Below are 24,109 nucleotides of genomic sequence, written 5' to 3'. Positions count from 1 at the left end.
GCGCGGTCCTTGTGGGAGCGGCCTTGTGCCGCGAATGGGCCGCACGGCGGCCCCGGATTTGTCACGTTACTGCGAGTGGATCAGATCACTCGATCTGCCCGTGGCAATGCTTGAACTTCTTGCCCGAACCACACCAGCACGGTTCGTTGCGGCCCAGCTTCTGGTCGTTACGTACTGGCGCCGCGGCTACCGCCACTTCGGCACCCTCCTCGCTCAGTTGCTCGCTTTCCAGGCCCGGTGCGGCGGCGTGCTGGAACTGCATGCGGCTGGCCAGTTCTTCGGCCTCGCGACGCAGGCGGGCTTCTTCTTCGATAGGGTCTTCGCGGCGAACCTGTACGTGCGACAGCACGCGGATGGTGTCGCGCTTGATCGACTCCAGCAGCTCCTGGAACAGGCTGAACGACTCGCGCTTGTACTCCTGCTTCGGGTTCTTCTGCGCATAGCCGCGCAGGTGAATACCGTGACGCAGGTGGTCCATGGTCGACAGGTGGTCTTTCCACAGGTCGTCCAGCACGCGCAGCAGGATCTGTTTCTCGAAGGTACGCAGGGCTTCGATACCGGCCTGGTCTTCCTTCTCGGTGTAGGCGGTAGTGATTTCGTTAAGCAGCTTCTCGCGCAGGGTCTCTTCGTAGAGGTGATCATCCTCGTCGAGCCACTGCTGAATCGGCAGCTTCATGGCGAAATCGCTGGCCAGCGAAGCTTCCAGGCCGGCCACGTCCCACTGCTCGGGCAGCGACTGCGGCGGAATGTGCTGGCTGATGGTAGCGTCCAGAACTTCCTGGCGGAATTCGACGATGGTGTCGCCGATGTTCTCGGCGGCCAACAGGCTGTTGCGCATGTGGTAGATCACCTTGCGCTGCTCGTTGGCCACGTCGTCGTATTCGAGCAGTTGCTTACGGATGTCGAAGTTGCGGCCTTCGACCTTGCGCTGGGCCTTCTCGATGGCGTTGGTGACCATGCGGTGCTCGATGGCCTCGCCCGACTGCATGCCCAGTGCCTTCATGAAGTTCTTCACCCGGTCAGAGGCGAAGATGCGCATCAGGCTGTCTTCCAGCGACAGGTAGAAGCGGCTGGAGCCTGGGTCGCCCTGACGGCCGGAACGGCCACGCAGCTGGTTGTCGATTCGACGCGATTCGTGACGTTCGGAGGCGATTACGTGCAGGCCACCGGCCTCGATCACCTGCTGGTGACGCTTCTGCCAGTCGGCCTTGATCTGGGCGATCTGTTCGGCGCTCGGGTTTTCCAGGGCGGCCACTTCGGCTTCCCAGTTACCGCCCAACAGGATGTCGGTACCACGGCCAGCCATGTTGGTGGCGATGGTCAGGGCACCCGGAGCACCCGCTTGCGCGATGATCTCGGCTTCCTTTTCGTGGTACTTGGCGTTCAGTACCTTGTGGTCGATGCCTTCCTTCTTGAGCAGGTTCGACATGTGCTCGGAAGTTTCGATGGTCGCGGTACCCACCAGGATCGGCCGCCCCTTGGTCATGCTTTCCTTGATGTCGGCAATGATCGCGGCGTATTTCTCGTCGGCGGTCAGGTACACCAGGTCGTTGAAGTCCTTGCGCGCCAGCGGCTTGTTCGGCGGAATGACCATCACGTTGAGGGCGTAGATCGACTGGAACTCGAACGCTTCGGTGTCGGCGGTACCGGTCATGCCGGACAGCTTGGTGTACAGGCGGAAGTAGTTCTGGAAGGTGGTCGAAGCCAGGGTCTGGCTCTCGGCCTGGATGTTCAGGTTTTCTTTCGCCTCGATGGCCTGGTGCAGGCCCTCGGACAGACGACGGCCCGGCATGGTACGGCCGGTGTGCTCGTCGATCAGCAGGACCTGGCCGTCCTGGACGATGTACTCGACGTTGCGGTGGAACAGTTTGTGCGCGCGCAGGCCAGCGTAAACGTGGGTCAACAGGCCCAAGTTATGGGCGGAGTACAGGCTCTCGCCTTCGGCCAGCAGGCCCGCTTGGGTCAGCATCTCTTCGATGAACTGGTGACCGGCCTCGTTCAGCTCGACCTGACGGCTCTTCTCGTCGATGGTGAAGTGGCCTTCCTGGGTGACCTGGCCTTCGACCTCTTCGATGTGCTGGGTCAGGCGCGGGATCAGGCGGTTGATTTCGATGTACAGCTTGGAGCTGTCTTCAGCCTGGCCGGAAATGATCAGCGGGGTACGCGCTTCGTCGATGAGGATCGAGTCGACTTCGTCGATCACGGCGAAGTTCAGTTCACGCTGGAACTTCTCCTCCTGGCTGAACGCCATGTTGTCGCGCAGGTAGTCGAAACCGAATTCGTTGTTGGTGCCGTAGGTGATGTCGGACGCATAAGCGGCGCGCTTTTCTTCCGGCGGCTGGAAGGCCGAGACGATACCGACCGACAGGCCGAGGAACTCGTACAGCGGGCGCATCCAGTTGGCGTCACGGCGGGCCAGGTAGTCGTTGACGGTGACCACGTGCACGCCCTTGCCGGACAATGCGTTGAGGTACACGGCCAGGGTACCGACCAAGGTCTTGCCTTCACCGGTGCGCATTTCTGCGATCATACCCTCGTGCAGGGTCATACCACCGATCAGCTGCACGTCGAAGTGGCGCATGCCCATTACGCGCTTGCCGGCCTCACGGGCCACGGCGAAGGCTTCGGGCAGCAATTGGTCCAGTGTCTCGCCTTTGGCCAGGCGCTCCTTGAACTCTGCGGTCTTGCCCCGCAGCTGCTCGTCGGAGAGGGCCACCATCTTCTCTTCGAAGGCATTGACGATACTCACCGTCTTGAGCATGCGTTTGACTTCACGCTCGTTCTTGCTTCCAAAAAGTTTTTTTAACAAAGGCGCAAACATATCGGCAGGATCTTCCACACGTAGGGATGGAGGGCGGCCCCATGAGTCGCCCGTGCAGCCCTAAGGCCGCATGCGAACGAGCATTCTACCCGGAAACGATGGTGAGGAAAGTGGTGGATTTCCACGATGCTATTACAGCGTTTTGGCGGGGGCTTGTTTTAGATAGGGGCATTTTCCCTGAGTTCAAGGCCCGTGTTCATGAAACGTATCGAGAATGACTCGTATCTTGCATTGCCCGCGAACGGCCGCCACAGGCTATAGAGGTGTTAAACTGCCGCTCTTGCCATCTCATGCGTACCCCATGGCCTACAAACCCTCCCCCGCCCAGCCGCCCTCCGCCCTGCTGCGCCAGGTGCGCCCACTGCGCCTGCTGCTGAACCAGGCCGAGCGCCTGGAGCACCTGCAGCGCCTGCTGGAAAGCCAACTGCAACCGGCGGCCCGCGAGCACTGTCACGTGGCGTCGTGGCGTGATGGCACCTTGTTGCTGGTGGTGACCGACGGCCATTGGGCAACCCGCCTGCGCTACCAGCAGAAGCATTTGCTGGCGGCATTGCAGGCCATGGAAGCCTTCGGCAACCTCAGGCGCATCCTGTACAAGGTGCAGCCGCCGCTGGTGCCGGCCAAGCGTGGTGGGCACGCCGCAGAGCTGTCGAACAGCGCAGCCGAAAGCCTGCGCGATACCGCCGAGGGCATCACCGACCCCAAGCTGCGCGCAGCGCTGGAACGGCTGGCAGCCCACGCTCAGCACAAGATCGAGTAGGAGGCGGCTTCACAGCCGCCGTCCTCTCACACCACCGTGCGTACGGTTCCGTACACGGCGGTTCAGGTTATACGGCTAAGCCGGTTTATCGTATCCAGTATCGAGACCAGTCCGAACCTATCCCATAGCCTCTTCGGTAGCGCCTGATTCACATGAGATGCTCCCGAGTTCCACCACGGGCCTCGGCCATTAAAGGCCGATTTACAGGCACGTTCTTCGCTCAGGCCCAGGCGCATCAGGTTGCGCGCCCTCGTTGAGGGCCGTTTCCATTGACGCCAGATGACGCAGCGAAGTTTATGCCTGACCCAACCATCCAATTTCTCAAGTGGGCGTTTGCTCTGGCTGAGCTTGAAGTAGCCAGCCCAGCCTCGCAGGACAGGGTTGATTCGCTCAATGACAGTCGCCACTTTGCGGGCCCTTACACTGCGTAGCAATATTCTGAGTCGGTCGCGTAAGCGCCCCAGGCTCATCGTTGCCACACGCAGCCTTGGTTGCTGGTGCCTGCTCATCCCGTAACCCAAGTAGTCACACTTCCAAGCCCCTGCTACTTGGCTCTTCTTCCGGTTCACCGTCAGTTTCAAACGATGGCACAGGAAGCGCTCGATACTGGCCAACACCCGCTCGCCCGCCCGAGGACTGCGCACATAAATGTTCGCATCATCGGCGTAGCGCACGAAGCGATGACCCCGCCGTTCCAATTCGCGGTCGAGCTCATCCAGAAGGATATTCGACAGCAACGGCGAGAGTGGGCCGCCTTGCGGTGTCCCCTCTTGCCGTTGGCTGACGATACCGCCCGACATGGCCCCAGCTTCAAGGTAGCGGCGGATGAGCCTAAGCACTCGCTTGTCTTCGACGCGACGCTGCAAGCAGGCCATCAGGATGTCGTGGTTGACCCGATCAAAGAACTTTTCCAGATCAAGCTCCACGCACCAGCGATGCCCCGCCGCCACATGGGAGCGGGCCAGTTCAACGGCTTGGTGAGCGCTTTTGCCCGGACGAAAACCGTAGCTGTAGTCCGAAAACAGCGGATCGAAGAGTAGCGTGAGTTGTTGCTGTAATGCTTGCTGGATCAGGCGATCCACGACGGTGGGGATTCCCAGTTGCCGTGTGCCGCCCTGCGGCTTGGGAATTTCAACCGCTCGCACTGCTTGGGGATGGTATTCACCGGCCAGCAACCTGGCCTTGAGGGTTGGCCAATACTGTTTCACGTAGCCCGCCAAGTCAGCGACCGTCATGCCATCGGCACCCGGAGCCCCCTTGTTGCTAACCACGCGTTGATACGCACGCCTGAGGTTGGCCGGTGCAAGCACCCGCTCCATCAGCGTGTCCGGCTCCGCGTTCGTCCACGTCGCTGACGCCGCCGGCACCTTTGCACTGTCAGGCATCACCCTCGGCTTCTGGCCGGGATTCGGAGTGACAGATTCCGTTGTAGGAAATTTCTGCATTACGGCTACCAACGAGACAGTGACGCCTACTGGCGGCATAACCTGTTCGGCCCTTGGTGGCGCGGTTAACCGCCACTTACTACGGCCTCGGCTGACTTCTGCACGCTCGTCCCGTCGCCTCTCGACGCTCGGTAGCACAGTGGCAAACGTGCAGATCTCCCAGGGTAATTCGCGTGACCTTCCTGCTTATGCCTGTCGGATTTACGTCACAGCGTCCCGTGCAAGTACTGGGCTTTGACGATTTGGGCCGCCTCACCCCGCTGTGCCGCCTCTATCCGCTTCCTGTTCGTCAGGCCAGCAGTTTGCCTCGGGCTTCCTTCAGATTCGCGGTCGCCCACGACACCCTTGCCTCTGGCTAACACTTCCCCTTGCCGGGTGTGTAGAGGACTTTCACCTCCAAGTCACCCGCTTTGGCCACCACAACCAAGCGGGTTGCGCTACGCGCAACGCGCCATGCCTGGCGCACCCATAAAAAAGGCCACCCGAAGGTGGCCTTGATTACAACACTAGAGAGAGTGTTCGAACTTACACGGCCGCAACAGGGCGCATGTACGAGATCGGTGCCGTACTGGCATCTTCGAAAGTGACCACTTCCCAGGCATCGGTTTCAGCAATCAGCTTGCGCAGCAACTGGTTGTTCAGCGCGTGGCCGGACTTGTAGCCCTTGAACTCGCCAATCAAGCTGTTGCCCAGCAGGTACAGGTCGCCAATGGCGTCGAGGATCTTGTGCTTGACGAATTCGTCTTCGTAACGAAGGCCGTCTTCGTTGAGCACGCCGTCCTCATCGACCACGATGGCGTTCTCGACACTGCCACCCAACGCAAGGTTGTGCTTGCGCAGGTACTCGATATCACGCATGAAGCCGAAGGTACGCGCGCGGCTGACTTCCTTCACGAACGAGGTGCTGGAAAAGTCGACGCTGGCGCTTTGGGTCCGGTTGCGAAGCACCGGGTGATCGAAGTCGATCTCGAAGCTCACCTTGAACCCTTCGAAAGGCAGGAATGTGGCGCGCTTGTCGCCCTCTTCCACAGTTACCTCACGCAGGATGCGGATGAACTTCTTGGCTGCGTCCTGTTCTTCCAGGCCGGCAGACTGAATCAGAAATACAAAGGGTCCGGCGCTGCCATCCATGATCGGCACTTCCGAGGCGGAGAGCTCGACGTAGGCGTTATCGATGCCCAGGCCCGCCATGGCGGAGAGCAGGTGCTCGACCGTATCGACCTTGACGTCACCGTTGACCAGCGTCGTCGACATGGTTGTCTCGCCGACGTTGGCCGCACGCGCAGGGATCTCGACCACAGGGTCGAGGTCGGCGCGGCGGAAGACGATGCCGGTGTCAACAGGTGCAGGCTTGAGGGTCAGGTAAACCTTCTCCCCGGAGTGCAGACCGACACCTGTGGCACGGATGGTATTCTTCAGGGTGCGTTGTTTAATCATGGCATTGGCCGCTTCAGCGCAAATTGCGAACAGGTATCAACAAAGGCTGGGGATGATAACAGACCCAACCTTTGATGAATACCAATCACCTTTATACCCCTGATAAATTCCATTAATCAGCCTGACGACGCAGGAAAGCCGGGATATCGAGGTAGTCCAGGTCATCCTGAGGGTTCAGTTTAGCGGCTGCGGCAGCACCTGCATGGGCCTGGTTGCGCATTACGGTCGGGCGCTCCAGGTCACGGTAGTTGACCGCTGGCTGCTCCTGGCGGGCCGGCGCAGGGTTGGACGCTTCGTACGCCTGCTGGGCGGTCTGCAGGGTGTTGTCGACTACCTTCACAGGCTTCTCGATGCGCGCGCCCAGGCCAGTGGCCACGACCGTCACGTGCAGTTCGTCGCGCATGTCCGGGTCGATCACGGTGCCGACCTTGACCATCGCGTGGTCAGAGGCGAAGGCTTCGATGATGCTACCCACGTCGGAGTACTCACCCAGCGACAGGTCCGGGCCTGCGGTGATGTTCACCAGGATGCCGCGCGCGCCCTGCAGGTTGACGTCTTCCAGCAGCGGGTTGCGGATCGCGGCTTCGGTGGCTTCACGCGCACGGTTCGGGCCGCTGGCGCAGCCAGTACCCATCATGGCCATGCCCATCTCACCCATTACGGTACGCACGTCGGCAAAGTCGACGTTGATCATGCCAGGGCGCTTGATGATGTCGGAAATACCGCGCACGGCACCGGCCAGTACATCGTCAGCCTTGGCGAAGGCGGACAGCAGGCTGGCATCCTTGCCCAGGATGGTCAGCAGCTTCTCGTTGGGGATGGTGATCAACGAGTCGACGCTTTCAGCCAGCATGCGGATGCCTTCATCGGCGATCTGCATACGTTTGCGACCCTCGAACGGGAACGGACGGGTCACCACGGCTACGGTGAGAATGCCCATTTCCTTGGCCACTTCGGCAATGATCGGCGCTGCACCGGTACCGGTACCGCCGCCCATGCCAGTGGTGATGAACACCATGTTGGTGCCTTGCAGCACTTCAGCGATGCGCTCACGGTCTTCCAGCGCGGCCTGACGGCCGACTTCCGGATTGGCACCAGCACCCAGGCCCTTGGTCACGCCAGTGCCCAATTGCAGAATGGTGCGCGCGCCAATGTTTTTCAGCGCCTGGGCATCGGTGTTGGCGCAGATGAATTCCACGCCTTCGATGCTGCTCTTGACCATGTGATTGACGGCGTTGCCGCCACCACCACCAACGCCGATCACCTTGATGACCGGGCTTTGCGGGACGTTGTCTACGAGCTCGAACATTTTCCCTCTCCTTACAGTTCTCTAGTTGTTGCGCCTACCACTACTGCTTTGAAACTTAGAAGTTGCCCTGGACCCATTTCTTGAAGCGCTCAAGCACTGGGGCCTTCGGTTCATCGCCATAGCTGTTGTTGCTGCTGTTGCTGTTACCGGTCAGGACCAGGTCCTCGGACTGCTTCAGCAGGCCATAGGTGAGCAAGCCCACGCCGGTGGAATAGATCGGGTTGCGCACCACGTCGCTCAGCCCCCGAACGCTGTGCGGTACGCCCAGGCGTACCGGCATATGGAAGATTTCCTCGGCCAGTTCCACGGCGCCTTCCATCTTCGCGGTGCCGCCGGTGAGCACGATGCCGGCCGGCACCAGGTCCTCGTAGCCGCTGCGGCGCAGTTCGGCCTGGATCAGGGTGAAGAGCTCGTCGTAACGTGGCTCCACCACCTCGGCCAGGGCCTGGCGCGACAGCTCACGCGGTGGGCGGTCGCCCACACTCGGCACCTTGATGGTCTCGCCGGCGCCGGCCAGTTTGGCCAGGGCGCAGGCGTAGCGGATCTTGATTTCTTCGGCGTACTGGGTAGGGGTACGCAGGGCCATGGCGATGTCGTTGGTCACCTGGTCGCCGGCAATCGGGATGACCGCGGTGTGGCGGATGGCACCCTCGGTGAAGATGGCGATGTCGGTGGTGCCGCCACCGATGTCCACCAGGCACACTCCCAGCTCTTTTTCATCATCGGTCAGTACCGAATAGGCCGAAGCCAGCTGCTCGAGGATGATGTCGTCGATTTCCAGACCACAGCGGCGTACGCACTTCTCGATGTTCTGCGCCGCGTTGACCGCGCAGGTGACCACGTGAACCTTGGCTTCCAGGCGTACGCCCGACATGCCCAGCGGCTCGCGCACGCCTTCCTGGTTGTCGATCACGTAATCCTGCGGCAGGGTGTGCAGCACGCGCTGGTCGGCCGGAATCGCCACGGCCTGAGCGGCGTCGAGTACGCGCTCCAGGTCGGCCACGCTGACCTCGCGGTCGCGGATGGCGACGATACCGTGGGAGTTCAGGCTGCGGATGTGATTGCCAGCCACGCCGACGAACGCCGAGTGAATGCGGCAGCCGGCCATCAGCTGTGCCTCTTCCACGGCGCGCTGGATCGACTGCACGGTGGACTCGATGTTCACCACCACGCCCTTCTTCAGGCCACGGGACGGATGAGTGCCGATCCCGACGATTTCCAGGGTGCCGTCTTCGCCCACTTCGCCCACCAGCGCCACCACCTTGGAGGTGCCAATGTCCAGCCCGACGATCATTTTGCCGCTATGCGCGTTTGCCATGGTCCTGCCTCTCTCTAATTCTTCGCAACGGCGGGTTGGGCCGTCGTCGGTGCAATCGGTTCCCGCCAACCAACGGCAAGTCCGTTGGAATAACGCAGATCAATGCGGGCGATAGTGGTGATCTGGTCTTTGAGTGTCTTGTCGTAAATGGCAATGAAACGGCGCATCTTCTCCACCAGATGGTCGCGCCCCAGCAGCAGCTCGATGCCCGGCCCGGCACTGCTCGCACCGGTGGTCAGGAACCAGCTGCCTCGCTCGCGCAGCTCCAGGCGAGCGATGGAAAAGCCCAGGGGGCGCAGCATCTGGCTCAATACCTGATACTGCTGCATGACTTGTTGCTGCGCACGCTGCGGCCCGGCCAGCTGCGGCAGGTGTTCGTAGTTGGCCAGCTCGCGCGGGGTAAAGGCCTGGCCCTGGTTGTTGAGCAAAGCTTCATCACCCCAGCGGGCTACCGGCAGTTGCTCTTCCAGGCGGATCACCACCTCGTCGGGCCACACCCGGCGCACTTCGGCATGGGCGATCCAGGGCATCTGCTCAAGCTCGGCACGCATCGCCGGCAGGTCGACACTGAAGAAGCTTGCCGCCACGTAGGGCGCGATACGCTGCTGCACCGACTGCTGGCTGATGTAGCTGAGGTCACCCTGCACGTCGATCTTGGTGATGGGCCGGTCGGCGTACGGCATCAGCCGAATGGCGCCCTCGTAGGCACCAAAACCGGCCGCCACCAGCAGCACCGGCCACAGCAGGCGCTTGAGGCCGCCCAGGCTTGGCCGTGGCAGGCGCGCCGATACGGGCTCGTCGGCCACCAGCCGGCTGGCACCACGCGGCACCGGCTTGCTACGGCCGGTAACGGGTTGCTGCTGACGTATCATCGCGCCTTGCATGGTTGTTAACCTCGCGTCGCCACGCTTTCGGCCAGGATTGCCAGCACCAGTTGCTGGAAGTCCAAGCCGGCCGCGCGGGCCGCCATGGGCACCAGGCTATGATCTGTCATGCCTGGTGCGGTGTTGACTTCGAGCAGCCAGAACCGGCCCTGCTCGTCCTGCATCACGTCCAGCCGCCCCCAGCCTTCGATGCCGATGGCATCGCAGGCACGTGCGGTCAGGTCGATCAGTTCCTGTTCCTTGGCGCTATCCAGGCCGCACGGGATGCGGTACTGGGTATCGTTGGCGATGTACTTGGCGTCGTAGTCGTAGAACACGTGCGGCGTACCCAGGGCGATCGGCGGCAGCACCTGGCCGCGCAGTACCGCGATGGTGAACTCCGGGCCGTGGATCCACTGTTCCACCAGTACCTGGGAATCGTATTTGGCGGCGTCCTGCCAGGCGGCGACCAGTTCCTGGGCGCTGTTCACCTTGGCCATGCCGATGCTAGAGCCTTCATGGGCGGGTTTGACGATAAGCGGGAAGCCCAGTTCCGTACTGGCCTGCAAACAATCGCTTTCGCTCGCCAATACCGCGTGACGCGGGGTCGGAATGCCCAGGCTCTGCCACACCTGCTTGGTGCGCAGCTTGTCCATGGCCAGCGCCGAAGCAAGGATGCCGCTGCCGGTGTAGGGGATGCCAAGGCACTCCAGCAGGCCTTGCATGCTGCCGTCTTCACCGCCACGGCCGTGGAGGATGATGAAGGCGCGGTCGATTTCCTCGCTTTGCAGGCGCGCGAGCAGGTCGTCACCGACGTCGATGGCAACCACGTCGACACCGGCAGTTGTCAGCGCATCGATCACCGCAGCGCCAGACTTCAACGACACCTCACGCTCGGCGCTCTTGCCACCGTACAGCACGGCAACGCGGCCGAATGCCTTGACGTCCAAGGTGGAGTGCAGCTTGTCGTAGGCGCTGGTCATTTCGACTTCTCCTGCTTGGCGCCTGCGAACAGCGGGCTTTTCATCAACTGCGGGGCCAGGCCGCCAACATCGCCGGCACCCTGGCAGATCAGGATGTCACCAGCGCGCAGCAGTGGCTTGACCAGCGGCGCCAGCTCGGCGCCACGCTCGATATAGATCGGGTCCAGCTTGCCGCGCTGACGGATGCTGTGGCACAGCTGACGGCTGTCGGCACCGGGGATCGGCTCTTCGCCGGCCGGGTACACTTCCATCAGCAGCAGCACGTTGGCATCGCCCAGTACCTGGACGAAATCGTCATACAGGTCGCGGGTGCGGCTGTAGCGGTGCGGCTGGTAAACGATCACCAGGCGACGGCTTGGCCAGCCACCGCGCACGGCCTTGATCACCGCGGCCACTTCGGTCGGGTGATGACCATAGTCGTCGACCAGCATCACGCTGCCGCCTTCGACCGGCAGCTCGCCGTACACCTGGAAGCGACGGCCGACACCCTGGAAGCCAGAAAGGCCTTGGATGATGGCTTCGTCAGTGATGCCTTCGTCAGTGGCAATGGCGATGGTGGCCAAGGCGTTGAGCACGTTGTGGTTGCCGGGCATGTTCACCGACACCTCCAATGGCTCGCAGTCACGGCGCAGCACGGTGAAGTGGGTCTGCATGCCCTGCTGGCGCACGTTGATGGCGCGGATGTCGGCCTCTTCGCTGAAGCCGTAGGTCACGGTCGGACGCTTCACCTGCGGCAGGATTTCGCGCACCACCGGGTCGTCCAGGCACATCACGGCCAGGCCGTAGAACGGCAGGTTGTGCAGAAACTCGACGAAGGTTTTCTTCAGCTTGTTGAAGTCACCTTCGTAGGTCGCCATGTGGTCGGCGTCGATGTTGGTGACCACGGCCACCATCGGCTGCAGGTGCAGGAAGCTGGCATCGCTTTCGTCTGCTTCGGCGATCAGGTAGCGGCTGGTGCCCAGCTGGGCATTGGTACCGGCGGCGGTCAGGCGGCCACCGATGACGAAGGTCGGGTCCAGGCCACCGGCGGCGAACACCGACGCCAGCAGGCTGGTGGTGGTGGTCTTGCCATGGGTACCGGCAACGGCAACGCCGTGGCGATAGCGCATCAGCTCAGCCAGCATCTCGGCACGCGGTACCACTGGGATGCGCCGCTCGAGGGCGGTGGCCACTTCCGGGTTGGCCGGGTTGATGGCGCTGGACACCACCAGCACGTCGGCGGTGGCGGCGTTCTCGGCACGGTGGCCAACGAAAATCTCGGCGCCGAACGATTCCAGGCGCTCGGTGACCGGCGAAGCTTTAAGGTCGGAACCGGACACTTCATAGCCCAGGTTCAGCAGCACTTCGGCAATACCGCACATGCCCACGCCGCCGATACCGACGAAGTGAATACGGCGAATACGGCCCATCTTCGGCTGGGGCATGGCTTTCTGGCTCTCAACCATGGGCCACCTCCAGGCAGATATCGACCACGGTGCTGGTTGCGGCAGGTTTGGCCAGGCGCCGTGCGGTGCCTGCCATGACGTTGAGTTTCTCGGGTTGCATCAGCACCTCGTTCAGGCGTTCAGCGAGCTGCGCTGCGCCAGTTGTCGCTTGTGGCATCAGGAAGGCAGCGCCTTCGCGGGCCAGATATTGGGCGTTGTGGGTCTGGTGGTCGTCGATTGCGTGGGGCAAAGGCACCAGCATCGAAGGCAGGCCTGCTGCCGCCAGCTCGCTGACGGTCAGGGCACCGGCCCGGCACACCACCATGTCGGCCCAGCCATAGGCTTGGGCCATGTCTTTGATGAAGGGCTCTACCTGAGCTGCGACGCCCGCCTCGTGATAACGCTCGGCAGTGATCGGCGCGTGTTGCTTGCCGGCCTGGTGGAACACCTCTGGCCGCAGCCCAGCGGGCACCTCGGACAGGGCCTTAGGCAACAATTTGTTCAATGGTTCCGCACCCAGGCTGCCACCGAGCACCAACAGGCGTGCACGGCGCTCGGCCAGGGGCGCGCGTTGCGCGTCCATGAACAGCTCCGGGCGCACCGGGTTGCCGGTGGTGCGACGTTTGTCGCTAGCCTCGAAGGTGTTCGGGAAAGCTTCGCAGACCCGCGCCGAAAGTGGCACCAGCAGGCGATTGGCGGTACCGGCCCGGGCATTCTGCTCGTGAATCACCAGCGGCACGCCGCACAGCCGCGCAGCAACGCCACCAGGGCCGGTCACGTAACCGCCAAAGCCCAGTACGCATACCGGCTTGAGCTGACGAATGATCCGCCGCGCCTGCAGCACGGCCTTGATCAGGGTGAACGGCGCCTTGAGCAACGACAGCTTGCCCTTGCCGCGCAAGCCGCTGACCTGGATCAGGTGCAATGGCAAGCCTGCCTGTGGCACCAGCTCGTTCTCGATGCCGCGCGGGGTGCCCAGCCAGTGCACGCTGTAACCGCGTGCCTGGAACTCTCGGGCGCAGGCCAGGGCCGGGAACACATGGCCCCCGGTGCCGCCTGCCATGATCAATACATTCTTGCCGTCAGCGGCCATGACTGGTCTCCTCGGCAAAATCGCTTTCACTGAATTCGTGTTCCTCGCTGCCCAGGTGCGTGCGGCTTTCCCACTCGATGCGCAGCAACAGGCCCACGCAGGCACAGCAGATCACCAGCGAGCTGCCCCCGTAACTGAGGAATGGCAAGGTCAGGCCCTTGGTCGGCAGCAGGCCGACGTTCACGCCAATGTTGATCAGGAACTGGCCGATCCACAGGAAGGCCAGGCCGAACGCCATATAGGCGGCAAAGAACTGCTTGGCCTTCTCGGCCCACAGGCCGATGTACAGGGCACGCACGGTGACGAACACGAACAAGGCGATGGTCACCAGCGAGCCGACCACGCCCAACTCTTCGGCCAATACCGAGAACACGAAGTCGGTGTGCGCTTCAGGCAGGTAGAACTGCTTCTGCACACTGTTGCCCAGGCCAACACCCAGCCACTCGCCACGGCCGAAGGCAATCAGCGCCTGGGTCAGCTGGTAACCCGAGCCGAACTGGTCGGACCACGGGTCGGTGAATGTGATAAGGCGCGCCATCCGGTACGGCTGCGCCTGTACCAGCACGAACACCGCCAGCACCGCCAGCACCACCATCAGGCTGAAGCGGAACAGCCCCACCCCGCCAAGGAACAGCATCGCCGCCGCCGCGCCCATCATCACCACGGTGGCACCGAAGTCCGGCTCCATCAGCAGCAGTGCAGCCATGGGCAGCAGCACGATGAACGGTTTGAAGAAGCCCATCCAGGTTTCGCGCACCTCGGTCTGACGGCGCACCAGGTAGCCGGCCAGGTAGATGACCACGAACACCTTGGCAATTTCCGAAGGCTGCACGTTGAAGAAGCTGAAACCGATCCAGCGCATGGAGCCGTTCACTTCACGACCGATGCCTGGCACCAGCACCAGCACCAGCAGGCCGAAGGCGCCCAGCAGCATCATGAAGCCCATGCGCTGCCAGGTGGCGATCGGCACCAGCATGGTCGCACCACAGGCAACCAGGCCAAGGGATACGTAAACCAGGTGGCGGAACATGTGGTAAAGCGGGTTGCCCGACTGCACCGCAGCCACTTCCGAGGACGCCGAGGTGATCATCACCAGGCCAAGGCCCAGCAAGGCCAGGCAACCGGCAAGCATCGGGAAGTCCAGGTCGATGCCACGGCCGCTGATCAGCGGCGACGGGTAAGGCTTGAGGATGCCGAAGATCATGCAAGGCCTCCCGCTGCCTGGGCGAACAGGCGCCCGCGTTCTTCGAAGTTCTTGAACATGTCGAGGCTGGCGCACGCCGGCGACAGCAGCACGGCATCACCGGCCTGGGCCAGCTGGGCACACTGCTGCACGGCGTCGTCGAGGCTCTTGACCCGTACCAGCGGCACGTCATCGCCCAAGGCGTCGGCCAGACGCTCGGCATCACGCCCCAGCAACACCACGGCGCGGCAGAAACGCTTGACCGGCTCGCGCAGTGCGGTGAATTCAGCGCCCTTGCCATCGCCACCGGCAATCAGCACCAGCTTGCCTTCGATATCGGCCCCCAGGCCTTCGATGGCGGCCAGGGCAGCACCCACGTTGGTGGCCTTGGAATCGTCGTACCAGTTCACCCCGTTACGCTCGCGTACCCACTGGCAACGGTGGGCCAGGCCACCGAACTCACGCAGGGCTTCGAGCATGGGCTCGAACGGCAGGCCGGCGGCATGCCCCAAGGCCAGGGCCGCCAGGGCGTTGCTCTGGTTGTGAGCGCCGCGAACCTTCAGCTCGCGCGCCGGCATCAGCGCCTGGAACTCGAACGCCAGGTATTTTTCGCCATCCACTTCACGCAGGCCAAAGGCCTTGAAGTCCGGCTGGTTGAGGCCGAAGGTCCAGCATGGGCGGCCTTCCACCGGCAGCGGCCGGCTCAGGGCGTCCTGACGGTTGACCACCACCTGCTTGGCGCCCCGGAAGATCCGGTGCTTGGCCAAGTGGTAGGCAGGCAGGCCGCTGTAGCGATCCATGTGGTCTTCGCTGATGTTCAGCACCGTAGCCACTTCAGCGTTGAGCTGGTCAGTGGTTTCCAGCTGGAAGCTGGACAGCTCCAGCACGTACAGCTCGACATCATCGGCCAGCAGGTCCAGCGCCGGAGTACCGAGGTTGCCGCCCACGGCCACGCGCTTGCCGGCCTTGGCGGCCATTTCGCCGACCAGGGTAGTGACGGTGCTCTTGGCGTTGGAACCGCTGATGGCAATGATCGGCGCGGTGGCATGGCGGGCGAACAACTCGATATCGCCGGACAGCTTCACGCCGCGCGCGGCCGCCTGCTGCAGGGCCGGCGTGGCCAAGGCCAGGCCAGGGCTCACGTACAGCTCGTTGGCGCGGCACAGGAAGTCCACGTCCAACTCACCACAGCGCACTTCCACCTGCGGGTAATCACGGCGCAGGGTGTCCAGTTCCGGCGGTTGCTCGCGGGTGTCGGCGACCGCAAAGGCAATGCCCCGGTTCGCCAGGAAGCGAACCAGGGACATGCCGCTCTTGCCGAGGCCGACAACGATGCGGAATTGGTCGGAAGCGATCAAAGACACGCTCATCTACCTCAGTTTCAGGGTTGCAAGGCCGATCAGCACCAGGATCACGGTGATGATCCAGAAGCGGACGATCACCCGTGGCTCTGGCCAGCCCTTGAGTTCAAAGTGGTGGTGGATCGGCGCCATGCGGAACACGCGCTTGCCGGTCAGCTTGAAGGAGGCGACCTGGATCACCACCGACAGGGTTTCGACAACGAAGATGCCCCCCATGATGAACAGCACGATTTCCTGGCGCACGATCACGGCGATGGTGCCCAGCGCAGCGCCCAGCGCAAGCGCGCCGACGTCGCCCATGAACACTTGTGCCGGGTAGGTGTTGAACCACAGGAAGCCCAGGCCGGCACCGATCAGCGCGCCGCAAAACACAATCAGCTCGCCCGAGCCCGGCACATAGGGGATCAGCAGGTATTCGGCGAACTTCACGTTACCTGACAGGTAGCAGAAGATGCCCAGCGCACCGCCGACCATCACTGTCGGCATGATTGCCAGGCCGTCGAGGCCATCGGTGAGGTTGACCGCGTTGCTCGAGCCGACGATGACGAAGTAAGTCAGCACCACGAAGCCGACGCCCAGCGGAATGGTGACATCCTTGATGAACGGCAGGATCAGGGTGGTCTCCACGCTGGTTGGCGCGGTCTTGTACAGGAACACTGCCGCCGCCAGGCCGAACACCGACTGCCAGAAATACTTCCAGCGGCTCGGCAGGCCACGCGAGTTCTTTTCGATCACCTTGCGGTAGTCATCGACCCAGCCGATGGCACCGAACGCCAGGGTGACGATCAGCACAACCCAGACGTAACGGTTGCTCAGGTCCGCCCACAGCAGGGTGCTGACGGCGATGGCCGACAGGATCAGCGCGCCACCCATGGTCGGGGTGCCGGACTTGGACAGGTGCGATTGCGGGCCGTCGTTACGCACGGCCTGGCCGATCTGGCGAATTTGCAGGGTACGGATCATCCACGGCCCCAGCCACAGCGCCAGGGACAACGCGGTCAGTACACCAAGAATCCCGCGCAGGGACAGGTACTGGAAGACCGCGAAGCCTTTGTGGAACTGTTGCAGATACTCGGCCAACAGCAGCAGCATTAATGTTTCTCCCCGCTGGCACCGCACAATGCCGCCACGACGTTTTCCATCGCAGCGCTGCGCGAGCCCTTGATCAAAATAGTGGTGTCGCTGGCGTGTTCGGCGCTAACTGCGTCGATCAGCTCAGCTTGAGTAGCGAAATGGCGGCCATTGGCGCCGAACGCCTTGACCGCGTGTGTCATGTTGGAACCCACTGCGTACAGGGCATCGACCTTGCCACGCGCGTAGTCACCCACCTGACGATGGCCTTCTTCCGCCCATTGCCCCAATTCGCCGATATCCCCAAGCACCAGGACGGTGCGTCCGGAAAAGCCGGCGAGTATATCAATGGCCGCGCACATGGAGGAGGGATTTGCGTTGTAACTGTCGTCGATCACCCGTACCCCGTTCGGCGCAATCTGTGCCACGGTACGGCCCTTGACCGGCTGCACTGCAGCCAGGCCGGCAGCAATACCGTTCAGGCTCAGACCAACGGCATGCGCAGCGGCGGCAGCGGCCAGGGCATTGCTGACGTTGTGCTCGCCCAGCACATTGAGTTGCACGTCTACTGTTTCACCCGCGCCATGCAGCTTGAACGACGGACAGCCACGTGCATCGCGACCGATGTCCGTGGCGTGGAAATCGGCCTTCGGGTTGCTGCGCGCGAAACTGACGACCTTGTGCGAGCCGGCACGCGCACTCCAGATGGCGAAGGCCTTGTCGTCCAGGTTGAGGATGGCAATGCCGCCCTCGCCCAGGCCTTCGAGAATCTCGCCCTTGGCTTCGACAATCTTCTCCGGGCCGCCGAACTCGCCAACGTGGGCGGTACCGGCGTTGTTGATGATGACCACCTGCGGCTGGGTCAGGCCCACGGTGTAGCGGATCTCACCGATGCGCGAGGCGCCCAGCTCGATCACTGCGGCGCTGTGCTCCGGGGCGATCTCCAGCAGTGTCAGCGGCGCACCGAGGTCGTTGTTCAAGTTGCCACGGGTAGCGTGCACCAGGCCACGGGTACGCAGGATGCTGGCGAGCATTTCCTTGACCGTGGTCTTGCCGCTGGAGCCGGTAATGGCCACCACCGGTTTGTCGAATGCGGCGCGGTTCAATGCACCGAGTTGGCCAAGGGCCAGGCGGCAATCGGCCACCAACAGCTGTGGCAGGTCTACATCGGCGACTTCACGCTCTACCAAGGCTGCGACCGCGCCTTTGGCTTTTACATCGGCCAGGTAGTCGTGACCATCGAAACGCGGACCGGCCAGGGCGACGAACAGTTGCCCGGCGCCGACACTGCGGCTGTCGATGCTGACACCGGTAAACGTGGCGTCGGCACCGATTTGTCGACCACTCAGTGCTGTGGTCAGCTGGCTGAGTGATAGTGGCTTAAGCATGTGGCGCCTCCCAGGCTGCAAGTGCCTTTTCGGCTTCGGTCAAATCGGAGAAGTCATGGCGCTCGCCATTGATCTCCTGGTAATCCTCGTGCCCCTTGCCAGCCAGCACGATCACGTCGTTGGCAGCAGCGGAGGCAATCAACTGCGCGATGGCCTCGCCACGACCGGCAACGAACTCGACCGAGACAGGCCGGGCGAAACCGGGACGGATGTCGTCGAAGATGCGCTGTGGGTCTTCGGTACGTGGGTTGTCATCGGTGACCAGTACGCGATCGGCCAGGCGCTCGGCCACTTCGGCCATCAGCGGGCGCTTGCCGCGATCACGGTCGCCGCCGCAGCCGAACAGGCACAGCAACTTACCGTGGGCGTGTGGGCGCAGCGCTTCGAGCACTTTTTCAAGGGCGTCCGGGGTGTGGGCGTAATCGACCACCACCAGCGGTTTGTCGCCGCCACCCAGGCGCTGCATACGGCCTACCGGACCGTGCAGTTGCGGGGTGACCTTGAGGATTTCGTCCAGTGCATAATCCAGTGCCAGCAGTGTCGCGACAGCGGCGAGCATGTTGCTCAGGTTGAAGCGCCCCAGCAGCTGACTGCGCAGGATACGCTCACCTTGTGCGGTAACGATCGTCGCGCGCACGCCATCGTCACTGAACGCGGCCTCGCGACAGAACAGCGAGGCATCTGGGTTTTCCAGGCTGTAGCTCAGCAGCCGGGTGTCGATATGGTCGACGCTCGGACGGCGGGCAAAGTCAGCGGCCAGGCGACGGCCAAAGGCGTCATCCAGGTTGACCACCTGGCAACGCAGGCTGGGCCAGGCGAACAGCTTGGCCTTGGCGGCCTCATAGGCCTCCATGCTGCCGTGGTAGTCGAGGTGGTCGCGGGACAGGTTGGTCATCACCGCGATGTCGAACTCCAATGCGGCGACTCGGCCTTGCTCCAGGGCGTGAGAGGAAACCTCCATGGCCACAGCCTTGGCGCCCTGCTTTTTCAAATCGTAAAGGGTCGACTGCACGGCAATCGGGTCGGGCGTGGTCAGACGGCCGCTCTGCAGCTCCCCGTAGAAGCCGGTACCCAGGGTGCCGATCAAGCCGCAGCGCTGGCCGAGCAGGTCGAGCGCCTGGGCCACCAATTGGGTAACGCTGGTCTTGCCGTTGGTCCCGGTCACACCGACCAGGTTCAGCTGGCGGCTGGGTTCGCCATAAAAACGCCCGGCGACATCCGACAGCTGTGCGATCAGGCCCTTGACCGGAATCAATGGCACTTCGGTCAGCGGCAGCACGGTGGCGCCCTGCTCTTCATAGGCCACGGCGGCGGCACCACGGGTCAAGGCATCGGCGATATGCTCGCGGCCATCGACCTTGGCACCCGGCACGGCCAGGAACAGGTCACCCGGGCGCACGTTGCGGCTGTCCAGGGTCAGTTCACGAATCAGCGGGTCACGGCTGGCGTGGGCGAAAAGTTTGCTTAATGGCATTGTCATCATCCACGCCCTCCCTTGGCGGCTGTTGCATTGACTTGCGATTGCACGGCAGGTGCCGCGGGTGCTGGTGGCGGCAGGTTGTCTGGCGGCACGTTCATCAGGCGCAGGGTGCCGGACATGACCTTGCTGAACACCGGCGCCGAGACCAGACCACCGAAGTAACCACCCTTGCCCGGCTCGTCGATGACCACGACGATGGCGTAGCGCGGGTCGCTCATCGGCCCGAAGCCGGCGAACAGCGAGCGGTAGGCGTTTTCGGTGTAACCCTTGGAGCCCACGGTGGCTTTACGCGCGGTGCCGGACTTGCCGGCCACGTGATAGAACGGCACCTGGGCACGGAACACACCACGCGGCGCTTCAATCACCTGCTGCAGCATGCCTTGAACGGTTTCGGCGGTTTCCTTCGGAATGGCCTGCACCGCTTCCGGGGCCTTGTCGACCTTGATGATCGACAGCGGCACCATCTTGCCGTCGTTGGCCAGCGCTGCGTAGGCATGCACCAGTTGCAAGGCAGTCACCGACAAGCCATAGCCATAGGACAGCGTCGCGGTCTCGGCCTTGCGCCACTCGCGGTGGTTGGGCAGGTTACCGACACGCTCGCCCGGGAAGCCAAGGCCGGTGTACTGACCCAGACCGACCTGGGACATGACCCGGTAGATGGCCTCGCCCCCGATGTCGAAGGCGATCTTGCTCATGCCGACGTTACTGGAGTTGATCAGGATGCCGGTCAGGTCGAGGATCGGGCCCTCGCTGCGCGACACGTCCTTGATGGTGTAGCGGCCGATCTGCAGGCTACCCGGGTACACCTCGACCTTGTCGGTCGGCTTCCAGCGGCCGCTCTGCAGCGCCGCGCTCATGGAAATCGGCTTGACCGTGGAACCCGGCTCGAACACATCGATGATCGCCCGGTTACGCATGGCCGCCGGGAACATGCTGCGGCGGTTGTTGGGGTTGTAGGTCGGCTGGTTGACCATGGCCAGGACCTCACCGGTCTTCACGTCCATGATCACCAGGCTGCCGGCCTTGGCGTCCTGCTCGGCAATGGCATTGCGCAGCTCGCGGGTAGCCAGGTACTGCAGGCGCAGGTCTATCGACAACGCCAAGGTCTTCCCGGCCTTGGCGTTCTTGGTTACCTGGATGTCCTTGATCAGCCTGCCGCGCCGGTCCTTGATCACCTGGCGCTTGCCTGGGACACCGGCCAGCCACTCGTCATAGGCCAGCTCCACCCCTTCACGACCGTGGTCGTCGAGGTCGGTAAAGCCGACCATGTGCGCGGTGACATCACCGGCCGGGTAGAAGCGGCGGAATTCTTCCAGGCCGTACACACCCGGCACTTTCAAGTCGAGCACGTGCTGGCCCTGCTCCGGGGTCAGGCCACGCACCAGGTAGATGAACTCTTTGTTGGCCTGCTGAGTCAGGCGTTCGATCAGCTGTTGCGGGTTTTGCCCCAGCGCGGCAGCCAGTTGCGGCCAGCGCTCCTTGGAGGCCTGCATTTCCTTGGGGTTGGCCCACAGGGTGGTAACCGGGGTACTCACGGCCAATGGCTCACCGTTGCGGTCGGTAATCAACCCACGGTGCGCCGGGATGGGAATGTGACGCAGGCTGCGCGCATCGCCCTGGCCCTTGAGGAAGTCACGGTCAACTACCTGCAGGTCGATGATGCGCCAGCAGATCGCACCGACCATGATTGCCAGCAAGCCGATCACCACGCGGAAGCGCCACGGGTAGAGTGCGCCTTCGAGCTTCATCATGGCGCCACCATCCGTACTTCGTCAGCCGACGGCACGCGCATTTTCAGCTGTTCGGAAGCCAGGTTCTCGATACGGCTGGCGGCGGTCCAGGTGCTCTGCTCCAGAATCAGCCGGCCCCATTCGGCCTGAGCCTTGTCGCGCTCGCTCAATTCACCGTACAGGGTATTGAGCAGCTGGCGGTTCCAGTGCGCGCTGTAGGACACGGCAATGGCCGAAACCAGCACGCCAACGAACAGCAGAAGCATCAGGAAGCTTCCGCCTGGCAAAGGCTTGGCGAACAGCCTGCTCACCGCAGTTTCTCCGCCACACGCATCACGGCGCTACGCGACCGCGGGTTGGCCTTGAGCTCGGCTTCGGAGGCGAACTGGGCCTTGCCGATGAGTTTGATTTTTGGCTCGAAGACCTTGTGCTGCACCGGCAGGTTGCGCGGCAGGTTGTCGGCCTCGCCTTTCACCAGCTTGCGCATGAACAGCTTGACGATACGGTCTTCCAACGAGTGGAAACTGATGACCGCCAGACGGCCCCCGACTTCGAGCGCATCGAGTGCGGCTTCAAGGCCAGCCTCAAGGTCGCCCAGCTCGTTGTTGACGTGAATGCGAAGCCCCTGGAAGGCACGGGTAGCCGGGTTTTTACCTTTTTCCCAAGCCGGGTTGGCCACCTTGAGCACTTCTGCCAGGTCGGCGGTACGGGTGAACGGCTGCTTTTCGCGGCGTTCGACCACGGCCCGCGCCATACGCCCAGCGAAACGCTCCTCGCCGTACTCCTTGAAGACGCGGGCGATTTCTTCTACTGGCGCAGTGGCGATGAACTCCGCGGCACTGATGCCCTGGCCCGGGTTCATACGCATGTCCAGCGGGCCATCATTGAGGAAGCTGAAGCCACGCTCGGGGTCATCCAGCTGCGGCGAAGACACGCCCAGGTCCAGCAGCACACCACTGACCTTCCCGTGCAGGCCGCGCTCGGCCACCTCAGCGCCCAGCTCGGCAAAGCTGCGCTGCACAATGACAAAGCGGCCGTCTTCGGCCGCCAGCGCTTGCCCCGTGGCAATCGCCTGTGGATCTTTGTCGAAGCCCAGCAGCCGCCCTTGCGGCCCGAGCTTGCTGAGTATCAGCCGGCTGTGTCCGCCACGGCCAAAGGTGCCGTCCAGATAGCAACCGTCGGCGCGCAGGGCCAATGCCTCGACAGCTTCGTCGAGCAGGACGGTAATGTGGTTGAAGCCGCTATCTATGGTCACAGGATCAGGTCACGCAATTCGTCGGGCATGGCGCCCGGTTGTTGAATAGCTGCAAGGTCGGCTGCCGAAACCGCGTTCCAGGCATCTTCATCCCACAGCTGGAATTTGTTCAGTTGCCCCACCAGCATCGCCTTCTTGTCGAGCTTGGCGTACTCACGCAGGCGGGGCGGCACCAGGAAACGACCACTGCCATCGAGCTCCAGGTCAACCGCATTACCAATCAGCAAGCGCTGCAGGCGGCGGTTTTCCTCACGCAACGATGGCAAGGCACGCAACTTGGCTTCTATCTGTTCCCACTCATCGAGGGGATAAACACACAAGCAGGGGTCTACGGCGTCGATGGTCACGATCAGCTGACCATTGCAACGCGAATCGAGCTCGTCACGGTACCGGCTCGGCATGGCGAGACGGCCCTTGGCATCGAGGCTGACGGCGTTGGCTCCGCGGAACACGGCTGCGATTCCCCACAATGTTAGCTTTTTTGTGCCAGAAAACCCACTTCATCCCACTTTCTGCCACTTGCGCACACTATAGGAATCCGTCCGCAGCACCGTCAAGGCGCGTTCATAAGGAAAAGCCTTACAGGACCGAGATTTAGCGCGATAAGGGAATGTGGAAGGACTGCCGAAGAGAAAAAAACACGTGAAAAATCAAACCCACTCAAGCGAATGGAGTTCAAAGTTAAAGTGATTTATCAAGAGTAAGATTTTTTCGGTATTACCAGAGAGGATCTGCTACCGAATCACGCAGGGAAGGAAAGGTGGAGAGTCGATCTGTAAGCCGGGTTTTGTCGAGGACAGTCATTCCTCTACGACGGCCATCACTGGACGCCTCTAGCAACCTACCCGGTTCCGACGCGGGCCACGCCTGATGGAACCCTATTTGGTCTTGCTCCGAGTGGGGTTTACCTAGCCACGCACTGTTGCCAGACGTGCGGTGCGCTCTTACCGCACCTTTTCACCCTTACCGGCACCGAAGTGCTTAGGCGGTTATTTTCTGTGGCACTTTCCGTAGGCTCGCGCCTCCCAGGCGTTACCTGGCACTCTGCCCTATGGAGCCCGGACTTTCCTCCCCCTGCTGTCCACACAACAAAGTTGCGGAACAAAAACAGGCAGCGACTGTCTGATCGACTCTCCGCCGCCAAGGTTACCGGCACGCGCGCACAAGAACAAGCAATACCGGTATTTA

Annotated in this window: 19 protein-coding genes and 1 other RNA gene; 1 reads left to right on the top strand and 19 read right to left on the bottom strand. The window is 62.5% G+C overall.

Annotated elements, in window-relative coordinates:
* Positions 1-85 precede the first annotated feature (85 nt).
* Positions 86-2,821: a preprotein translocase subunit SecA gene (secA, locus tag Q9451_RS07215; RefSeq protein ID WP_012274051.1), complete on the bottom strand. Its 2,736-nt coding sequence runs from the start codon at positions 2,819-2,821 to the stop codon at positions 86-88.
* 301 nt (positions 2,822-3,122) lie between these two features.
* Here secA and Q9451_RS07210 point away from each other — a divergent pair, with 301 nt between their 5' ends.
* The gene (locus Q9451_RS07210; protein WP_345960895.1) at positions 3,123-3,581 is read left to right on the top strand and encodes a DciA family protein; all 459 of its coding nucleotides are present in this window, start codon (positions 3,123-3,125) and stop codon (positions 3,579-3,581) included.
* Between the two features lie 62 nt (positions 3,582-3,643).
* Here the strand turns inward: Q9451_RS07210 and ltrA are convergent, their stop codons facing one another.
* From ltrA to rnpB, 18 genes are all read right to left on the bottom strand, one after another.
* Positions 3,644-5,065: a group II intron reverse transcriptase/maturase gene (ltrA, locus tag Q9451_RS07205; RefSeq protein ID WP_024718247.1), complete on the bottom strand. Its 1,422-nt coding sequence runs from the start codon at positions 5,063-5,065 to the stop codon at positions 3,644-3,646.
* A 486-nt stretch (positions 5,066-5,551) separates the two neighbouring features.
* Positions 5,552-6,463 (bottom strand): UDP-3-O-acyl-N-acetylglucosamine deacetylase, encoded by a 912-nt coding sequence (gene lpxC / locus Q9451_RS07200; protein WP_012274053.1) that lies wholly within the window; start codon positions 6,461-6,463, stop codon positions 5,552-5,554.
* A gap of 112 nt (positions 6,464-6,575) precedes the next feature.
* Positions 6,576-7,772, bottom strand: a complete 1,197-nt coding sequence (ftsZ, locus tag Q9451_RS07195) for a cell division protein FtsZ (protein WP_012274054.1) — start codon at positions 7,770-7,772, stop codon at positions 6,576-6,578.
* Between the two features lie 55 nt (positions 7,773-7,827).
* On the bottom strand, positions 7,828-9,090 hold the full coding sequence (gene ftsA, locus Q9451_RS07190) for a cell division protein FtsA (RefSeq protein WP_012274055.1): 1,263 nt from the start codon (positions 9,088-9,090) through the stop codon (positions 7,828-7,830).
* 14 nt (positions 9,091-9,104) lie between these two features.
* The gene (locus Q9451_RS07185) at positions 9,105-9,974 is read right to left on the bottom strand and encodes a cell division protein FtsQ/DivIB (RefSeq protein WP_012274056.1); all 870 of its coding nucleotides are present in this window, start codon (positions 9,972-9,974) and stop codon (positions 9,105-9,107) included.
* A 5-nt stretch (positions 9,975-9,979) separates the two neighbouring features.
* A complete protein-coding gene (locus tag Q9451_RS07180) occupies positions 9,980-10,936 on the bottom strand; it encodes a D-alanine--D-alanine ligase (RefSeq protein WP_012274057.1) in 957 nt (318 codons plus the stop codon).
* Complete coding sequence (murC, locus tag Q9451_RS07175) at positions 10,933-12,381, bottom strand: UDP-N-acetylmuramate--L-alanine ligase (RefSeq protein WP_012274058.1); 1,449 nt, start codon at positions 12,379-12,381, stop codon at positions 10,933-10,935. Before murC ends, Q9451_RS07180 begins: the two co-directional genes overlap by 4 nt.
* The gene (gene murG / locus Q9451_RS07170; RefSeq protein ID WP_012274059.1) at positions 12,374-13,453 is read right to left on the bottom strand and encodes an undecaprenyldiphospho-muramoylpentapeptide beta-N-acetylglucosaminyltransferase; all 1,080 of its coding nucleotides are present in this window, start codon (positions 13,451-13,453) and stop codon (positions 12,374-12,376) included. Before murG ends, murC begins: the two co-directional genes overlap by 8 nt.
* The gene (ftsW, locus tag Q9451_RS07165) at positions 13,443-14,654 is read right to left on the bottom strand and encodes a putative lipid II flippase FtsW (RefSeq protein WP_171577223.1); all 1,212 of its coding nucleotides are present in this window, start codon (positions 14,652-14,654) and stop codon (positions 13,443-13,445) included. Before ftsW ends, murG begins: the two co-directional genes overlap by 11 nt.
* Positions 14,654-16,000 carry a UDP-N-acetylmuramoyl-L-alanine--D-glutamate ligase gene (gene murD / locus Q9451_RS07160; protein WP_041166782.1) on the bottom strand — a complete coding sequence of 449 codons (1,347 nt, stop codon included), beginning with the start codon at positions 15,998-16,000 and terminating at the stop codon, positions 14,654-14,656. Before murD ends, ftsW begins: the two co-directional genes overlap by 1 nt.
* 6 nt (positions 16,001-16,006) lie before the next feature.
* A complete protein-coding gene (mraY, locus tag Q9451_RS07155) occupies positions 16,007-17,089 on the bottom strand; it encodes a phospho-N-acetylmuramoyl-pentapeptide-transferase (RefSeq protein WP_003251852.1) in 1,083 nt (360 codons plus the stop codon).
* Positions 17,089-18,456 carry a UDP-N-acetylmuramoyl-tripeptide--D-alanyl-D-alanine ligase gene (gene murF / locus Q9451_RS07150; protein ID WP_012274062.1) on the bottom strand — a complete coding sequence of 456 codons (1,368 nt, stop codon included), beginning with the start codon at positions 18,454-18,456 and terminating at the stop codon, positions 17,089-17,091. The genes mraY and murF overlap by 1 nt, the downstream gene beginning before the upstream one ends.
* A complete protein-coding gene (locus Q9451_RS07145; protein ID WP_041166783.1) occupies positions 18,449-19,936 on the bottom strand; it encodes a UDP-N-acetylmuramoyl-L-alanyl-D-glutamate--2,6-diaminopimelate ligase in 1,488 nt (495 codons plus the stop codon). The genes murF and Q9451_RS07145 overlap by 8 nt, the downstream gene beginning before the upstream one ends.
* The gene (locus Q9451_RS07140; protein ID WP_171577224.1) at positions 19,936-21,684 is read right to left on the bottom strand and encodes a penicillin-binding protein 2; all 1,749 of its coding nucleotides are present in this window, start codon (positions 21,682-21,684) and stop codon (positions 19,936-19,938) included. The genes Q9451_RS07145 and Q9451_RS07140 overlap by 1 nt, the downstream gene beginning before the upstream one ends.
* Complete coding sequence (gene ftsL, locus Q9451_RS07135; protein ID WP_012274065.1) at positions 21,684-21,977, bottom strand: cell division protein FtsL; 294 nt, start codon at positions 21,975-21,977, stop codon at positions 21,684-21,686. Before ftsL ends, Q9451_RS07140 begins: the two co-directional genes overlap by 1 nt.
* Positions 21,974-22,915: a 16S rRNA (cytosine(1402)-N(4))-methyltransferase RsmH gene (gene rsmH / locus Q9451_RS07130; RefSeq protein WP_171577225.1), complete on the bottom strand. Its 942-nt coding sequence runs from the start codon at positions 22,913-22,915 to the stop codon at positions 21,974-21,976. The genes ftsL and rsmH overlap by 4 nt, the downstream gene beginning before the upstream one ends.
* A 2-nt stretch (positions 22,916-22,917) precedes the next feature.
* A complete protein-coding gene (gene mraZ, locus Q9451_RS07125; protein WP_004575120.1) occupies positions 22,918-23,373 on the bottom strand; it encodes a division/cell wall cluster transcriptional repressor MraZ in 456 nt (151 codons plus the stop codon).
* A 308-nt stretch (positions 23,374-23,681) separates the two neighbouring features.
* Positions 23,682-24,055: RNase P RNA component class A (rnpB, locus tag Q9451_RS07120), an RNA gene on the bottom strand.
* Between the last annotated feature and the right edge of the window lie 54 nt (positions 24,056-24,109).

The sequence above is a fragment of the Pseudomonas sp. NY8896 genome, assembly GCF_039634505.1.
This window is presented reverse-complemented; position numbering and strand designations above follow the sequence as displayed.